This window comes from Streptomyces litmocidini, from assembly GCF_014649755.1.
Classification (GTDB): domain Bacteria; phylum Actinomycetota; class Actinomycetes; order Streptomycetales; family Streptomycetaceae; genus Streptomyces; species Streptomyces litmocidini.
The window spans coordinates 373765-388025 of sequence record NZ_BMTQ01000003.1; the positions used below are offsets into that span (position 1 = coordinate 373765).

The 14261-nt window shown below is 73.0% G+C and carries 16 protein-coding genes; 12 read left to right on the top strand and 4 right to left on the bottom strand.

Going from position 1 to position 14261, the window contains the following annotated elements:
* Positions 1–31: 31 nt before the first annotated feature.
* From IE180_RS08210 to IE180_RS08220, 3 genes are read left to right on the top strand one after another with little or no spacing between them, the layout of a single operon-like run.
* Entirely contained in the window at positions 32–811 is a 780-nt protein-coding gene (locus IE180_RS08210) for an ATP-binding cassette domain-containing protein (protein WP_229860371.1), read from the top strand.
* On the top strand, positions 808–2085 hold the full coding sequence (locus IE180_RS08215) for a sugar ABC transporter permease (RefSeq protein WP_190156106.1): 1278 nt from the start codon (positions 808–810) through the stop codon (positions 2083–2085). The genes IE180_RS08210 and IE180_RS08215 overlap by 4 nt, the downstream gene beginning before the upstream one ends.
* A 37-nt stretch (positions 2086–2122) precedes the next feature.
* Complete coding sequence (locus tag IE180_RS08220) at positions 2123–2626, top strand: DUF6328 family protein (RefSeq protein ID WP_190156107.1); 504 nt, start codon at positions 2123–2125, stop codon at positions 2624–2626.
* A gap of 27 nt (positions 2627–2653) precedes the next feature.
* Here the strand turns inward: IE180_RS08220 and IE180_RS08225 are convergent, their stop codons facing one another.
* Together IE180_RS08225 and IE180_RS08230 are read right to left on the bottom strand one after the other, a co-directional pair.
* Positions 2654–3661 carry an aminoglycoside phosphotransferase family protein gene (locus tag IE180_RS08225; protein ID WP_190156108.1) on the bottom strand — a complete coding sequence of 336 codons (1008 nt, stop codon included), beginning with the start codon at positions 3659–3661 and terminating at the stop codon, positions 2654–2656.
* A 96-nt stretch (positions 3662–3757) separates the two neighbouring features.
* Entirely contained in the window at positions 3758–4132 is a 375-nt protein-coding gene (locus IE180_RS08230; protein ID WP_190156109.1) for a VOC family protein, read from the bottom strand.
* Positions 4133–4419: 287 nt separating this feature from the next.
* Here IE180_RS08230 and coaD point away from each other — a divergent pair, with 287 nt between their 5' ends.
* Complete coding sequence (gene coaD / locus IE180_RS08235) at positions 4420–4899, top strand: pantetheine-phosphate adenylyltransferase (RefSeq protein ID WP_190156110.1); 480 nt, start codon at positions 4420–4422, stop codon at positions 4897–4899.
* Here the strand turns inward: coaD and IE180_RS08240 are convergent.
* Positions 4889–5449: a L,D-transpeptidase gene (locus tag IE180_RS08240; RefSeq protein WP_190156111.1), complete on the bottom strand. Its 561-nt coding sequence runs from the start codon at positions 5447–5449 to the stop codon at positions 4889–4891. The genes coaD and IE180_RS08240 overlap by 11 nt on opposite strands.
* Positions 5450–5641: 192 nt before the next feature.
* Between IE180_RS08240 and IE180_RS08245 the strand changes: the two genes are divergently transcribed.
* The 6 genes from IE180_RS08245 (at position 5642) to IE180_RS08270 (ending at position 12107) form a co-directional block, all read left to right on the top strand.
* The gene (locus IE180_RS08245; protein WP_190156112.1) at positions 5642–6943 is read left to right on the top strand and encodes a hypothetical protein; all 1302 of its coding nucleotides are present in this window, start codon (positions 5642–5644) and stop codon (positions 6941–6943) included.
* 277 nt (positions 6944–7220) lie between these two features.
* Positions 7221–7823: a LamG domain-containing protein gene (locus IE180_RS08250; RefSeq protein ID WP_190156361.1), complete on the top strand. Its 603-nt coding sequence runs from the start codon at positions 7221–7223 to the stop codon at positions 7821–7823.
* 145 nt (positions 7824–7968) lie between these two features.
* A complete protein-coding gene (locus tag IE180_RS08255; protein WP_190156113.1) occupies positions 7969–8700 on the top strand; it encodes a hypothetical protein in 732 nt (243 codons plus the stop codon).
* Positions 8701–8916: 216 nt separating this feature from the next.
* The gene (locus tag IE180_RS08260; protein WP_190156114.1) at positions 8917–9969 is read left to right on the top strand and encodes an iron-siderophore ABC transporter substrate-binding protein; all 1053 of its coding nucleotides are present in this window, start codon (positions 8917–8919) and stop codon (positions 9967–9969) included.
* Positions 9970–9984: 15 nt separating this feature from the next.
* Complete coding sequence (locus tag IE180_RS08265; protein ID WP_190156115.1) at positions 9985–11022, top strand: FecCD family ABC transporter permease; 1038 nt, start codon at positions 9985–9987, stop codon at positions 11020–11022.
* The gene (locus IE180_RS08270) at positions 11019–12107 is read left to right on the top strand and encodes a FecCD family ABC transporter permease (protein ID WP_190156116.1); all 1089 of its coding nucleotides are present in this window, start codon (positions 11019–11021) and stop codon (positions 12105–12107) included. Before IE180_RS08265 ends, IE180_RS08270 begins: the two co-directional genes overlap by 4 nt.
* A gap of 57 nt (positions 12108–12164) precedes the next feature.
* Here IE180_RS08270 and IE180_RS08275 read toward each other — a convergent pair whose 3' ends face one another.
* Positions 12165–12740: a histidine phosphatase family protein gene (locus IE180_RS08275; protein ID WP_190156117.1), complete on the bottom strand. Its 576-nt coding sequence runs from the start codon at positions 12738–12740 to the stop codon at positions 12165–12167.
* A 306-nt stretch (positions 12741–13046) separates the two neighbouring features.
* Here IE180_RS08275 and IE180_RS08280 point away from each other — a divergent pair, with 306 nt between their 5' ends.
* Both IE180_RS08280 and IE180_RS08285 read left to right on the top strand, forming a co-directional pair.
* On the top strand, positions 13047–13274 hold the full coding sequence (locus IE180_RS08280; RefSeq protein WP_190156118.1) for a CbtB domain-containing protein: 228 nt from the start codon (positions 13047–13049) through the stop codon (positions 13272–13274).
* A gap of 14 nt (positions 13275–13288) precedes the next feature.
* The gene (locus IE180_RS08285; protein WP_190156119.1) at positions 13289–14116 is read left to right on the top strand and encodes a CbtA family protein; all 828 of its coding nucleotides are present in this window, start codon (positions 13289–13291) and stop codon (positions 14114–14116) included.
* Positions 14117–14261 lie beyond the last annotated feature (145 nt).

A 14261-nucleotide genomic window follows, 5' to 3' on the forward strand; every position in this document is an offset into this window, starting at 1 on the left:
GCGGTTCGCGCGAGCGGAGGAGGCGGTTCCCTTGCCGGAGCCAGCCGTGCTCACCCTGCGGGGGATCTCCAAACGGTTCGGCGCGGTCCAGGCGTTGAAGGACTTCGACCTCGAGGTCCACGCCGGCGAGGTCGTCGCCCTCGTCGGCGACAACGGCGCCGGCAAGTCCACCGCCGTCAAGTCGATCGCCGGGGTGAACCCGCCCGACGAGGGCGTCATCGAGTGGGAGGGCCGGCCGGTCTCCATCAGCCGGCCCCACGACGCCCAGCACCTCGGCATCGCCACCGTCTACCAGGACCTCGCCCTGTGCGACAACCTCGACGTGGTCGGCAACCTCTTCCTCGGCCGCGAACTGCGCCGCTTCGGCGTCCTGGACGAGGTGCGGATGGAGCAGCGCTCGCGCGAACTGCTCGACACGCTCTCCATCCGCATCCCCAGCGTCCGGATCCCGGTCGCCTCCCTCTCGGGCGGCCAGCGCCAGACCGTCGCGATCGCCCGCTCCCTGATCGGCGACCCGCGGATCGTCATCCTGGACGAACCCACCGCCGCCCTGGGCGTGGAGCAGACCGCCGAGGTGCTCGACCTGGTCGAGCGGCTCCGCGAACACGGTCTCGGCACCATTCTGATCAGCCACAACATGGTGGACGTGATGGCGGTCGCCGACCGCATCGCCGTCATGCGCCTCGGCCGGAACAACGGTCTCTTCGACAAGCGCTCCACGACCACCGAGGAGATCATCTCCGCCATCACCGGGGCCACCGACAGCGCCGTCACCCGCCGCCAGGCCCGCAAGCGGGAGGAGGAGCGATGAGACGGGACCACGCCCCCGGCGACTCCGCCGCCCAGGAACCGGCGCCCGAGTCCGTGCCGGCGGTCGACACCCGGCTGCTCGTCCGCGAGGAGGGCCTGAAGGGGTACCTCGGGGAGTTCCGCCGCAAGGTCCGCAGCGGAGAGCTGGGGTCGCTGCCCGTCGTCATCGCCGTGATCATCATCTGGACGGTGTTCGGCAGCCTCGACAGCACCTTCCTCTCGGCCCAGAACCTCTCCGACCTCAGTCAGCAGATCGTCGGCACCGGCATGATCGCCGTCGGCATCGTCTTCGTCCTGCTGCTCGGCGAGATCGACCTCTCCGTCGGCTCCGTCAGCGGCCTGTGCGCCGCCATCTTCGCCGTGCTCAACGTCCTGAACGGCATGAACGAGTGGCTGGCGCTCCTCGTCGCCATCGCGGGCGGAGCGGCCGTCGGGCTCATCCACGGCTTCTTCTTCGCGAAGGTCGGCGTGCCGGCGTTCGTGGTCACCCTCGCGGGCAACCTCGCCTGGAACGGCCTGATGCTCCAGATCCTGGGCAGCAGCGGCACGGTCAACATCCCGAGCGAGAGCATCGTCTCCAAGCTCTACTCGACGATCTTCCACAGCCCCGCCGCGGCCTATGTGACCGCGGCCGTGGGGGTCGGGCTCTTCCTCGCGGCCTCGCTCCTGGACGCCCGACGCCGCCGGGCCGCCCGGGTGCCGTTCCGGCCCGTCGCCGAGATCGTGCTCCGTACGGCCGTGATCGCCGCGATCGCGTTCGTCACGGCGTACATCCTCAACCGGTACCAGGGGCTTCCGCTCGCGCTCCTCATCTTCCTGATCCTGCTGGTGGTCCTGGACTTCGTGCTGCGCCGTACGACCTACGGGCGGCGGATCTTCGCCGTCGGCGGGAACATCGAGGGCGCGCGCCGGGCCGGCATCAGCGTGCCGTTCGTCCGGATGAGCGTCTTCTCGATCTCCGGGACCATGGCGGCGATCGGCGGCATCTTCCTGGCCGGGCAGATCCAGTCCGCGAGCCAGACCTCCGGCGGCGGCAACCTGCTGATGAACGTCATCGCCGCGGCCGTCATCGGCGGCACGAGCCTGTTCGGCGGGCGCGGCTCGGTCTGGTCCGCGCTGCTCGGCGCGCTGGTCATCGGATCCATCCAGTCGGGCATGAACATCATGGGAGTCAGCAACGCCGTCCAGTTCATGATCACCGGATCGGTGCTGCTGGCCGCCGTCGTCGTCGACTCGCTGTCCCGCCGGAGCCAGAAGGCCGCGGGCCGCGCATGACCACCGGGCTCCCCGGGAGAAGGAGACAGAAGACCTCATGGAGGCGGAGCCGAACCTGCGGGACGAGCGTCGCCACGGCCGCGACGAGACCGAGGAGGAACGGGCCGACCGGCGCTGGACGGAACTCATGCAGGAGATCCGGGTGGCACAGACCGGAGTGCAGATCCTCCTCGGCTTCCTCCTCACCGTGGCCTTCACCCCGCACTTCCAGGGGCTGGAGCAGACCGACAAGACGATCTACGTCATCACGGTCGTGCTGGGGTCGCTGGCCACGGGCGCGCTCATCGGCCCCGTCGCCTTCCACCGGATCGTGTCGGGACGCCGGGTCAAGCCCCAGGCGGTCGTCTGGGCCTCCCGCCTCACCTCCACCGGCCTCGTCCTGCTCCTGGCGACCCTGACCTCGGCCCTCTTCCTCGTCCTGCGCGTGGTCACGCACGACACGTACGTGCCCTGGCTCGTCGCCGGCGTCCTCGCCTGGTACCTGCTCTGCTGGTTCGCCCTGCCCCTGTGGACCCGTGTCCACCACACCGAGGGGGACTGAGAACCGGGCCGGTCCGGAGCCGCCGGGTCAGAGGACCACCGCTTCGGCGAAGAGCTCGTTCACCCAGTGAGCGCTCGCCTCCGCGCATCCCGTGGTCGGCGTGCCCGGGAAGAGACGGAACCAGGAGACCGCCCGGCCCAGCGCGGCGAGCCTCGTGGCGAGCGCCGCGGCGCGGCGGAGTTCCGGCAGGGAGGGGCCCAGGTCGGTCCAGGGCTCCAGATAGGCGTCGCGCAGCCGGTCCACGTGTTCGGGGCCGTGGCGCTCCCGGACGGCGCCGACGGGGACGAGCAGGCTGCCGAAGGGATGGGCGACGTTGGCGTCGCCCCAGTCGAAGAAGGTGAAGCGGTCGGCGGCGGGGGCGAGGAGCTGGGCGTCGTGCAGGTCGCAGTGGTCGAGCGAGTCCGGGATCCCGTACGCGTCGAGTTCGGCGCACCAGTCGAGGAGCAGGGGGCGCCGGTCCCCGAGGGCACGGCGGGCGTCGGGGGTCAGGGTGGCGTTGCCCTCGACGAGGCCGTCGAAGATCTCCGGCAGCTGAGCGGTGCGGCCGTCGGGCACGCCGAGGGCCGTCATCCGGTCCGCGTACGGGGTCAGCGCCCGCTGCATCCGCGCGTACTGCCCGAGCGCCCGCGCCCAGGACTCCGGCCCGGCGTCGCCGGCGTCGAGGACGCTCCGGAAGAGGGGCCCGCCGTCGGGGAGGAGCGACCAGCCGCGCCCGGCGTCGACCGCGAGCGGTGTCACGACGTGTTCGGGCACCCAGTCGGCGAGCGCTCCGCCGAGGGCGGCCTCGAAGGCGGCGTCGGGGGCGCTCGCCTTGAACCACACCGCGTCGCGCTCGCCGGCTCCGGTCCGGAACCGCACGAGGACCGACCAGGGCCGGACCCTGACCTCACGGGGCCCCGCCTCCTCCAGCCCGTGCCGTCCGAGCTCCCGCTCCGACCACCCGAGGGCTTCCGCCCGCCAGGCCTCTTCCTCCCACGGGGTGACCGCGTCGGCGAACCGCCCGCGGTCGACCGTCATGGATGTCGCTCGTCCCATCGGGCGATTGCACCACCGGGGCGGGCCCGGCGCACCCGAATATCGGGCCCCGCGCGAAAGCGGACCACCGGACTGCCGGACCACCGAACCACCGGACTACAGGTACGGGCGCGTGATCAGTTCGATCGCGTGCCCGGACGGGTCCTTGAAGTAGACCCCGCGGCCGCCGTGTTCGGTGTTGGTCTCACCGGGGCGCCGCATCTGCGGGTCGGCCCAGTGTGCGATGTCGCGCTCGCACAGGCGCTGGTACGCCCGGTCGAACAGTTCGTCGTCGACCAGGAACGCGTAGTGCTGCATCTGGATGTCCACCGGGGGCTCGGCGAACTGGAGCAGGACGCCGTCGGTGAGCTGGATGTTGAGGAAGGGCCCCCAGGACGGTGCCTCGGGGAGTTCCAGCAACTCGCGGAAGAACCGCGCGGATTCATCGCGGTTCTTGGCCGCGATGATGGTGTGGTTGAACGTGACTGCCATGTGGATGACCTCGCTGTTGATCCGGCACGTGGAGGGGGTTCGCAGTGCTGGCGCACTGGGAGGCCCTCGTGCGGGACCTTCGGGGTGCCTGTCGCGCACCCGTCGAGCGATCAGCCTTCCACCGGATCGCCCGTCCGTGCATGGCGTGGAGCCGGTCCGGTGTTCACGGGGGACGACGCTACTTGATCAGCCGTGCCGGGACAAGGCGGGCCGGCACGGCCCGGTGGGCGGAAGTTCCGGAGCGGAGGCTTCACCACCGGGGCGGCCGCTTGTTACTCTTCCCGATCATGCGAGCCCTCTTCCCTGGATCCTTCGACCCGGTCACCCAAGGGCACGAGGACGTACTCCGGCGCGCTGCCCTCCTGTTCGACGAGGTCGTCGTGTGCGTGATGTTCAACGCGAACAAGACCGGCCGCCTCCCCCTCGGGGAACGGCTGGACCGGCTCCGCGCGGCAGCAACCGGCTTGAGCAACGTCACGGTCGACTCCCACACCGGCGGCCTGCTGGTCGACTACTGCCGCGAAGCCGGAATCGACGTCGTCGTCCGCGGGGTCCGCGGCGTGTCCGACCTGGACTACGAGATGCCGATGGCCCGCATGAACCACGAGTTGGCGGGGGTGGAAACGTTCTTCCTCGCCGCCGACCCCGCCCTGGCCCACGTCTCCTCCACCCTCGTCACCGCGATGAGCCGGCAGGGCCGCGTCCCGAGCGCGCCGGCCGGGGGCGGGCGTTCTCGGGACGCGGAGGGGAGGCAGGTCAGGCGATGACCTTGAGGGTCTTCGCCTCTCCGTACGCGTCGAGGGTCCTGAACAGGGCCTTGATGTGGTTCGGGTGCAGCTTCACGCAGCCGAGGGACTTGTAGTCCCGGTCGCCGCGCCACTGCGAGGCGCCGTTCACGGTCATGCGGCTGTGGATGAAGAGCTCGTCCCGGTTGACGCCCTTGCCTCCCTTGCACTTCTTGTCGGCGAGGCGGATCGCGTACCCCTTGATCGCGGCGCCGTTGTAGGTCCGCGTACGGGAGGAGAGGGCGTACGTGCCGTTCGGCAGCCATCCGCCGCTGTTGCGGCGGCCGACCCGGCACTCGTCGGTGGTCGTGCCCGAGCCGGCGCGCCACTGGCCGAGCACCCGCTTGCCGAGGTACGCGGTGAGCTTGGAGTACGTGGGGTGCTTCGGGTTCTTGTCGAAGACCAGCGTCACCGGGCCGCGGGCCTCCCGGGCCTGGGGCGCGGCGGTGGCGACGGTGCCCGCGGGGGCGACCAGGGCGAGGGCGAGGACGGTCGAGGCGAGGGCGAGAGCGCGTGTCCTGGAACGAAGCATGATCGTTCTTCTCCTGTCAGACGGTGGGAGTGCCGGGCCGTCGAGCGGCTCGGCGGAATCAGGATCCCGGGGGCCCGGCGGGGGCGGCAGCACCTTCGCCGGGTCGGCTCACCCGGCGTCGTTTCACCCCGGTCCCGGGGCTGACCCACTTCTCTGACCTGCGGTTTCGTTCGGTCGTGGGAGGGCGGAGGGATGACGATGGGTGAGGCGTTCGACGCGACGGGGGGCGGCACGGCCCGCGCGGAACTCGCCCGCCGGATCGGTGCGGCGTGGACGCGGTCGGGTTGTCTGGCGCAGGAGCGGATCGAGGCCCGTCTCAAGTCCCGTTTCGCCGGCCGGGGCTTGCGGGGGCTGAGCGATTCCAGTTTCAACCGCTACAAGGACCCGGAGGCCACCGCGTTGCCGGACGCGGAGGTGCTGGCGGCGCTGGCCGAGTTCTTCGGCGTCGGGGACGAGGAGGGGGAGCGGTGGACGCGGCTGCTGGAGGAGGCGCGGGCCGAGGCACGCAGGCGCAGGGCCGCCGTGCGGGGGACGAAGGCGCCTCCGGCGCCGTCGAGCGGTGCCGGAGGCGCGTCGCCCGCCGATCCGACGGAACCGCCGGACGGGCGGCCGGGTCCGAACGCCCTGACCGGTCCGAACGCCCTGACCGGTCCGAATGGATCGGCCGCTCCGACCGCTCCGACCGCTCCCGGGGCGGATCCCCCGACCGCGGACTCGGCGTCGGAACGGGTGGCGGCGCCGAGTCCGTACGGGGTCCGGGGCGAGGGGCGACACGAGGAGCGGCCCCCGGGGCGGCACGAGGACCGGCACTCGGGCCGGACCTCGGACCGGCACCCGCGCCGAGCCACGGCCCCGCACCCGCACCCGCACCCGCACCCGCACCCGGGCACCGTACGCGTCGGGGGTCCCGGGCCCGGGCGGCGCCGGGTCGGGCGGCGGGCGGTCGTGGGCCTGGTCGTGCTGGGGGCGGTCGTGGCGGCCTGGGCGGTCTTCCGCCCGCCGGGCGGTGACGCGGCGGGGCCCGGCGCCGGCGCACCCGGGGGGCCGGTCGGGCCGCCGGCGGTCACCGGCACGGCGGCCCCCGGGCCGATGACGGGCGACTACCGCTGCGGCAAGGTGCGGGCGGTGGAGCACGCGGCGTGGAGCGCCTGCAGCCAGGTCCTCGACGGCGGTGACACCCTGCGGTTCGCCGTGCGGATCGACAACCCGGGCAGTCGCGCCGTGACCGTACGCGCGCGCCTGTCCTGGGTGCGGAGCCGTGTCGTGACGCCCTGTCCCGCGCCCTGGGGCACCGGGGTGCGCCTGACCGTCCCGGCCGGCCGGTCCGCCGTCACACCGCTCGACGCCTGCCCCCGGAAGACCTCGCGTCCGAGCGCCTATCAGGCGATGGCCTGGGTGATCGGCGAGTCGGACATGGACTGGGGAGAACGGGAGACCTCCATGACGGTGCACGTCCAGCCGGACCGCCACCGCTGGAACGACCAGCTCCCCTGACCGGACGTCACCGGCGTGTCGTGTCGCGGGCGGCGCTGCCCGGTCCGGCGCGATCGGTGACGACTTGTCGCCAATCGTCCGCTCCCCAGGCGTGCACCGGGCAAGGTGGGGCAGATTGCCCGTGGACCGACGGGGTCCGCGCGAGAGGAGGGACGCCGTGCTGAAGGACTTCTTCGACCGGTTCCGGCGGGGCGGCGAGCATTCCGGTGGGGGCGGCTCCGCGCCGCCGGCCGGCGAACTCGTCCTCGACGCGGACTTCTCCTCCGCCGAGCAGTGGGTGGCGGGCCGCTCGTGGGCCTATCCCGACGGCGGGCCGACGAACCCCGGCGACAACAAGCTCGATCACCTGGTGGAGGACCCCTCGTACAGCCGGACGGGGAGGTTCCGGGCCACCCGCAGGAGCGACGGCTTCTGGGACGCCGGGCTGCTCACGACGGAGGGCAGCGCGGAGGACTTCCAGGTGCGGGCGGGCGACGTCCTGGAGGCCCGGGTGCGCCTGCCCGGGGAGACGGGCGCCTGGCCGGCGATCTGGACCTGGCTCGACGGCGGCCAGGAGATCGACGTCTTCGAGTACCACCCCGACAACCCGGACCTCCTGGAGCTGTCGAACCGGGTGCGGGGCCGGTACCTCTACTTCCGGGACCCGGCCGTCCGGCCCGGGGCGTGGGTGGACCTCCGGGTCGAGTTCGGGGCGCGATCGGTCGTGTGGTGGGTCAACGGCGCCCGCGTCTTCGCCGACCGCCGGGGAGTGGGACGTTCCTGGCGGGCCCATCTCATCGTGAACCTGTCGGTCTGCGCGGGCCGGTACCACCCGGCGCCCGACCCGGACGTGTCGGAGATGTCGTACGAGGTGGCGGAGTTGCGCGTGTACCGGCGCTGAACGTTCGCGCCCGGTCTCCCCCGCCGTCGACGCGGGCGCGGCGCGGGCGGGAAGGGTGCGTCGGGGCGACGGGTGTTGCGTAGGCTCGAACGGAGCGTTCCGTGTGGCCGAAGCACCGCGCCGTCCCTACGACGAGGAGGACCCTGTGAGCACCGCCGGAGAAGGACGGCAGCAGCTGGACGAGGCCAGTGTCCTCAATGCGAAGAGGACACTGCTCCAGCTGCTCGCCCGGGCCGGTGTCTGGTCCGGCGACGCGGAGGAGCTGATCGGGTTCGTCGAGGCGGGCGCACTGGCCCTCGCGTACGAGGAGGTCGGCGCGGCCGGGCGGAGCGCGCCCGAGGGGAAGGGCGAGGCGTACGCCTCCGGCTGGCTCGACGGGGCGAGGGCCGTCACCGGGGAACTGGGCGCCGTCGCCGAGCGGGCGCTGAGGCACGCCGTCGCCTCGGATCCGTCGGCCGCCTCTCCGGACGACCGTCCGCCCGTGGGGCGGACGGAGCTGGAGCGGACCAAGGTGGCGGTGACCCCGCTCTACCTCTCCTTCGCGGACGTCTCCGACCTCGACCCGGAGGTCACCGAACAGGTGCTGCGGGCTCTCCTCGGCACGATGAGCTCGCGTCAGCGGGCGGGATACGCGGGCCGGCTCACCGAGTTCACCTCGGCGCACCGGGCGCGCCTGGAGCGGTTGTACGCCGAGTACGGACCGGGCAGCGCGATCGCGATCCACGGGCGGTACTCCCTGATCCACTCCCCCACCAGCGTCGCCGTCCTGGAACGGCTCGCCACGTCCCCGGCGGATCTGCACGAGGAGTGGGACGCCGCCGAGTTGCCGCCGGCGTGGCTGGACGGTCTGACGACGGCGTGGGAGGCGTCCGCCTGACGGCGCTTCACGCGGCGGCAGGGCGGCCGGGACCCGGCGCTCCTCGGCGGGGCCCGGCCCTCCCCGCCGAACGGGACCTGGCACTCCACGCCGAACGGGGATAGGTTAGGCTCACCTAACAAGCGCCTCGCGATGGCCGCTGCCTCGGCATTCCCGTGCCTGGAGGGGCGTCGGGCGGGGCGTCAGCACACCTCTGCCCGGAGACAAGGATCCGCCATGCCTTCTGTGTTCACCCCCTTCCGCCGCCGCGTTCTCGTGGCGGGCGCCGCCGCGGTCTCGCTCGGCCTCATGGTGACCGGGTGCGGCTCGGACGACAAAAAGGACGACGCGAAGGACGCGGCGGCCGAGGCTCCGGCGGGGGCGTTCCCCGTCACCATCAAGAGCGCGCTCGGCGAGGCCGTCATCAAGGAGAAGCCGAAGCGCGTCGTCACCCTCGGCCAGGGCTCCGCCGAGACCGCCATCGCCCTCGGCGACGTTCCCGTCGGCATCGAGAGCTACCCGTGGGGCAGCGACAAGACCGGCTACCTGCCCTGGATCCACGACGCCGTGAAGAAGGCCGGCGCCACGCTGCCGAAGCAGTTCGACGGCGGCGAGGAACTCGACATCGAGGCCATCACCGAGCTGGAGCCCGACGTCATCCTCGCCCCCTGGTCGGGCATCACGCAGAAGCAGTACGACCTCCTCAAGGACATCGCGCCGACCGTCGCCTACCCCGACAAGGCGTGGAGCACCGACTGGGACCAGCAGATCGAGATCGTCGCGAAGGCCCTCGGGCAGCCGGAGAAGGCCAAGGAGCTCACCGCCGAGATCGACAAGCAGCTCGCCGACGCCGCCGCCACGCGCCCGAAGTACAAGAACGTCACGTTCTCGTACATCTACAACACCGGCCCCGGCACCCTCGGCGTCTTCAAGCCCGAGGAGCAGCGCGTCGCGATGGTCTCCAAGCTGGGCCTCAAGGTCGACCCGGTCGTGAACACCTTCAAGGAGACCGAGGGCACCGACTCCGCCCTCATCGGCCTGGAGAACGCCAACAAGCTCTCCAAGAGCGACATCGCCTTCACCTTCTACACGGACGACAAGTCCCGCAAGGAGATCGAGGCGCAGCCGCTGTACGCGGCCATCCCCGCGGTCAAGAAGGGCGCCCTCGTGTACAGCGACGACCAGCCCTTCGTCACCGCCTCGTCGATGATCAACCCGCTGACGGTGCCGTACAGCATCGAGCGGTACCTCCCGATGATCGACAAGGCCGTCGCCAAGGCCGGGAAGTAGCGGCGGGCCTCCGGCGTGACCACTCCCTCCCGGATCGGCCGGGGCCCCGCCGCCGTACGTCGGCGGGGCCCCGCCCGGCACTTCTCAGCCGCCACCCTGTGCCTGGTGCTGCTCGCCCTGGCGGTCCTCGCCAGCGTGATGTTCGGCAGCAAGCCGACCTCCGCCGCCGACGTCCTCCGGGTCGTCACCGGTGGCGGCGACGGTTACCTCCGCACCGTCGTCGAGAGCCGTTACCCGCGCACCGCGCTCGGTCTGCTCGCCGGACTCTGCCTCGGTGTCGCCGGCACGCTGATGCAGGGCATCACCCGCAATCCGCTCGCCGAGCCGGGACTTCTCGGCATCAACGCGGGCGCGTCCGCCGCCGTCGTCGCCGCGACCGCGTTCCTGGGCGCCTCCGGGCAGCACGAGACCATCTGGTGGGCCCTCGCCGGTGCCCTGGCGACCGGTGTGGTCGTCCACCTCGTCGGCACGGCCGGCGGTGGCGGCGGGCCGGTGCGCCTGGTGCTCGCCGGTGCGGTGCTCTCCGCCGTCCTCGCCGCGTTCGTCCAGGCCGTCGCGCTGTCCCGGCCGCAGGTCTTCGACACCTACCGCTACTGGGTGGTGGGCTCGCTCGGCGGGCGCGGCTTCGACGCCCTCTGGGCCGTCCTGCCGTTCGCCGCCGTCGGCCTCGTCCTCGCCGTGCTCCTCGCGCCGGGGCTCAACGCCATGGCGATGGGCGACGACAAAGCCGCCTCCCTCGGCATCAGCCCCGTCCGCGTCAAGGGCACCGGCCTCCTCGCGGCGACGCTGCTCAGCGCCGCCGCGACGGCCGCCGTCGGCCCCATCGCCTTCGTCGGGCTCGCCGTCCCGCACCTCGTCCGGGTGCTCGTGGGCGCCGACTTCCGTCTGCAGATCCTCTTCACCTCGCTCGCGGGACCCGCCCTGCTGCTGTTCGCCGACGTCATCGGCCGGGTGCTGCTCCGCCCGCAGGAACTCATGGTCGGCGTCGTCACCGCCTTCGTGGGCGCTCCCGCGCTGCTGTTCGCCGTCCGTCGTATGAGAGGAGCGGCATGAGGACCGCCGAGCGGATCGAGACCGCGGCCATGACGGCGCCGCGGCCCGTGCGGCCCGCCGGCCGTGGCCTGCTGCGGATCGGCCCGTGGGTCGCCGTTCCCGTACGGCGCCGCACCGCGATCGCCGCCGCGGTGACGCTGCTGCTGCTCCTCGGGGCGGCCGTGGCGACCCTTTCCCTGGGCCGTCTCGGCATCGACCTGACCGACCTTCCGTCGGCGCTGGCCGGCGAGGCCCGGGGCAAGAACGCCTTCGTGCTGAACCGGCTGCGCGGCCCGCGGCTCGTCGTCGCCGTCGCCACCGGCGCGGCCTTCGGCCTGTCCGGGGCCCTCTTCCAGTCGGTCACCCGCAATCCACTGGGCAGCCCCGACGTCATCGGGCTCGGCGCCGGTTCCGGTGCGGGCGCGGCGGCCGCCGCGCTGTTCTTCCCCGACCTCGTACCGGTGCCCGTCGGCGCGCTGCTCGGTGCCGTGATCGCCATGGCGGTCGTCTACTTCTCCACGGGCTCGGGATTCCGCGATCCGGGGCGCCTGGTGGTGGCCGGCATCGGCGTGGCCGCGATGTCGACGGCCCTCACCCAGTACGTGGTCTACGCCGTCGAGCGGGACAAGGCGAGCGCGCTGACCGCCTACATCAACGGAAGCCTGGCCGCCCGCTCCTGGGAGGACGCCCGGACGATCTGGCTGGTGCTGCTCGTCTGCCTGCCGCTCGCCGCGCTCCTCGCCCGGCCGCTGGGCATCGGCGAGATGGGCGACGACCTCGCGACCGGCCTGGGCGCCCGTCCGGCCCGCACGGCGACCGCGGCGGTCTCGTTGTCGATCGTCCTCTCCGCCGGGGCGGTCAGCGTCGCCGGACCGATCGCCTTCGTCTCCCTGACGGCTCCGCAGATCGCCAAGCGGGTCACCCGGGGCGGCGGCCCCCACCTGGTCATGTCGACCCTGCTCGGTGCCCTGCTGCTGGTCCTCGCCGACCTCGCCGCCCAGCAGCTGCCGCTCTTCGACAACCTGCCGGTCGGCCTGTACACGATGGCCGTCGGAGGGGCGTACCTCGGTCACCTCCTGCTGCGGGAGTGGAAGCGCCCGGCCTGACCCGGCCGGGCCGGCCCCGGCCGGTCCCCCTGACCGCGCGCCCGCCTGACGGGCCGTCTACCGCCCGGGGGCGAGCGGCTCGCCCGGGCGCAGGTTCCAGCGCCCGGCACGGCCGCTGAGGTGGACGGCGGTCAGGGGGCGGACGTCCAGGCGCCAGGCCGCCGCGTCCGGTGCCGCGAGGGCGTGGACCGTCGCGGCGCGGATCACGTCCGGTTCGGCGACCGCGGTGACGCGGCCGGAGCCGTCCCGGAGGCCGTCGAGCCAGAGGCCGACCCTGACCCGCAGGTCCCGCAGGGACTCCCCGCCGTGCGGGGTCGCCGCGGGGTCGGACAGCCAGGCGGCGACCCCGGCCTCCTCGGCGGCGGCCACGGCCTCCAGGGTCTTCCCGCGCCACCGGCCCATGGCGCAGCCGGCGAGTTCGTCGAGGGGCTCCGCGGACAGGCCGAGGGCTCGCGCCGTGTCACGGCAGCGCCGGGACGGGGAGGCGTACGCGCGCGGGGACGGGTCGACGGCGGAGGCGACGGCCTCGGCGCGGGCGATGCCCGCCGGGTCGAGGGGGCCGTCGTCGTCGAACCGCACCGCGCGGAGCGCTTCGCCCGTCGCGGGCGAGATCAGCGTCAACCGGACTGTCATCGGGATCCTTTGCGATGGGCGGGACGACGGGGGCCGTGATGGCCGGTGTGGTGCGCGGGACTCTACCCGGGGGCGTACGAGGGTGATCCAGGCCTCACACCCTTGGCGGCGGCTCCCCCGCGCGGTACGGTCGGGCGACATTTGAACAACGTGACGACGGCGAGACGGAAGCCCGGTGAGAATCCGGCACGGTCGCGCCACTGTGAGTCGCGGCGTCCCCCCGGGGTGACGTCACGGCGAGTCAGACCCGTGGACCGTCGTCCTGCACCACCGTCTGGGACGCGAGTTCCCGTAGGAGGTTTCATCATGGCCGAGGCCGTCGTCTCCGCTGCCGTTTCCGCCCCTTCCGTCGCCGTACCGGCTCCGCTGCCCGTGCGCGCCGTGCTCCCCTGGGCCTTCTTCGTCGGGCTCCTCGCCCTGATCGCCCTGTACTTCGTCGGCGCCGAGCAGGGCGCCACCTCCGTGTTCGCGGGCACCGACGTGCACGAGTGGGTGCACGACGGGCGCCACCTGCTCGGCTTCCCCTGCCACTGAGGGGCGACCGGCACATGCATGCCTCGACCGTCCGATCCCTGCTGGTCCGCGGCATGCTCGCGGGCCTGGTCGCAGGGCTGTTCGCCTTCGCCGTGGCCTATGTGGTGGGCGAGCCGCCCGTGAGCGGCGCGATCGCCGTGGAGGAGGCCAAGGCCGCCGGGGAAGCTCCGGCCGGCCACGGCTCCCACGCGGACCACGGCGGCGGCACCGTCGCCGTGGAGGCCGCCGGGGAAGAGGAGGAGGGGGTCAGCCGCTCCGCCCAGTCGACCTTCGGCCTCGCGACCGGCGTCCTCGTCTACGGCGTGGCGCTCGGCGGCATCGCGTCCCTGGCGTTCTCCTTCGCGCTGGGCCGCGTCGGCCGCTTCAGCCCCCGGGCGACGGCGGCGCTCACGGCCGCCGCCGCGTTCACCACCGTCTACCTGGTGCCGTTCCTCAAGTACCCGGCGACCCCTCCGGCCGTCGGCAATCCGGACACCATCGGGAAGCGCACCACCTTGTTCTTCCTGATGATCCTGCTCAGCGTGCTCCTCGGGATCGCCGCCCTGATCGCCGGGCGGCGGCTCGCGCCGCGCCTGGGGAACTGGAACGCCACCCTGGCGGCCGGCGCCGGCTTCGTCGTCGTGACGGCGGTCGCCTTCGCCGTCCTGCCGGACAACGAGGACGCCGTCGCGACGGGCTTCCCGGCCGGGCTGCTCTGGGAGTTCAGGCTCGCCTCCCTGGCGATCCAGGCGGTGCTGTGGGCGGTGTTCGGGATCGTCTTCGGCGTCCTCGCGCAGAAGACGCTGGCTCCCCGGGCGGCCGCCGACCAGGAGGGCCGGCTCGGAGCCCCCGCCGCCGGCTGACCGGCGAACCGTTCCACGACGCCGCCCCGTCCACCCTTCGGTGGGCGGGGCGGCGTCGTCGTTCCGCCGGCCGTCCATGCCCGCGGGAACGCCCCGTCGGATCCGCGGACCGTCCGTCCGTCACATCCTCCCGCCGGGCTCCGTC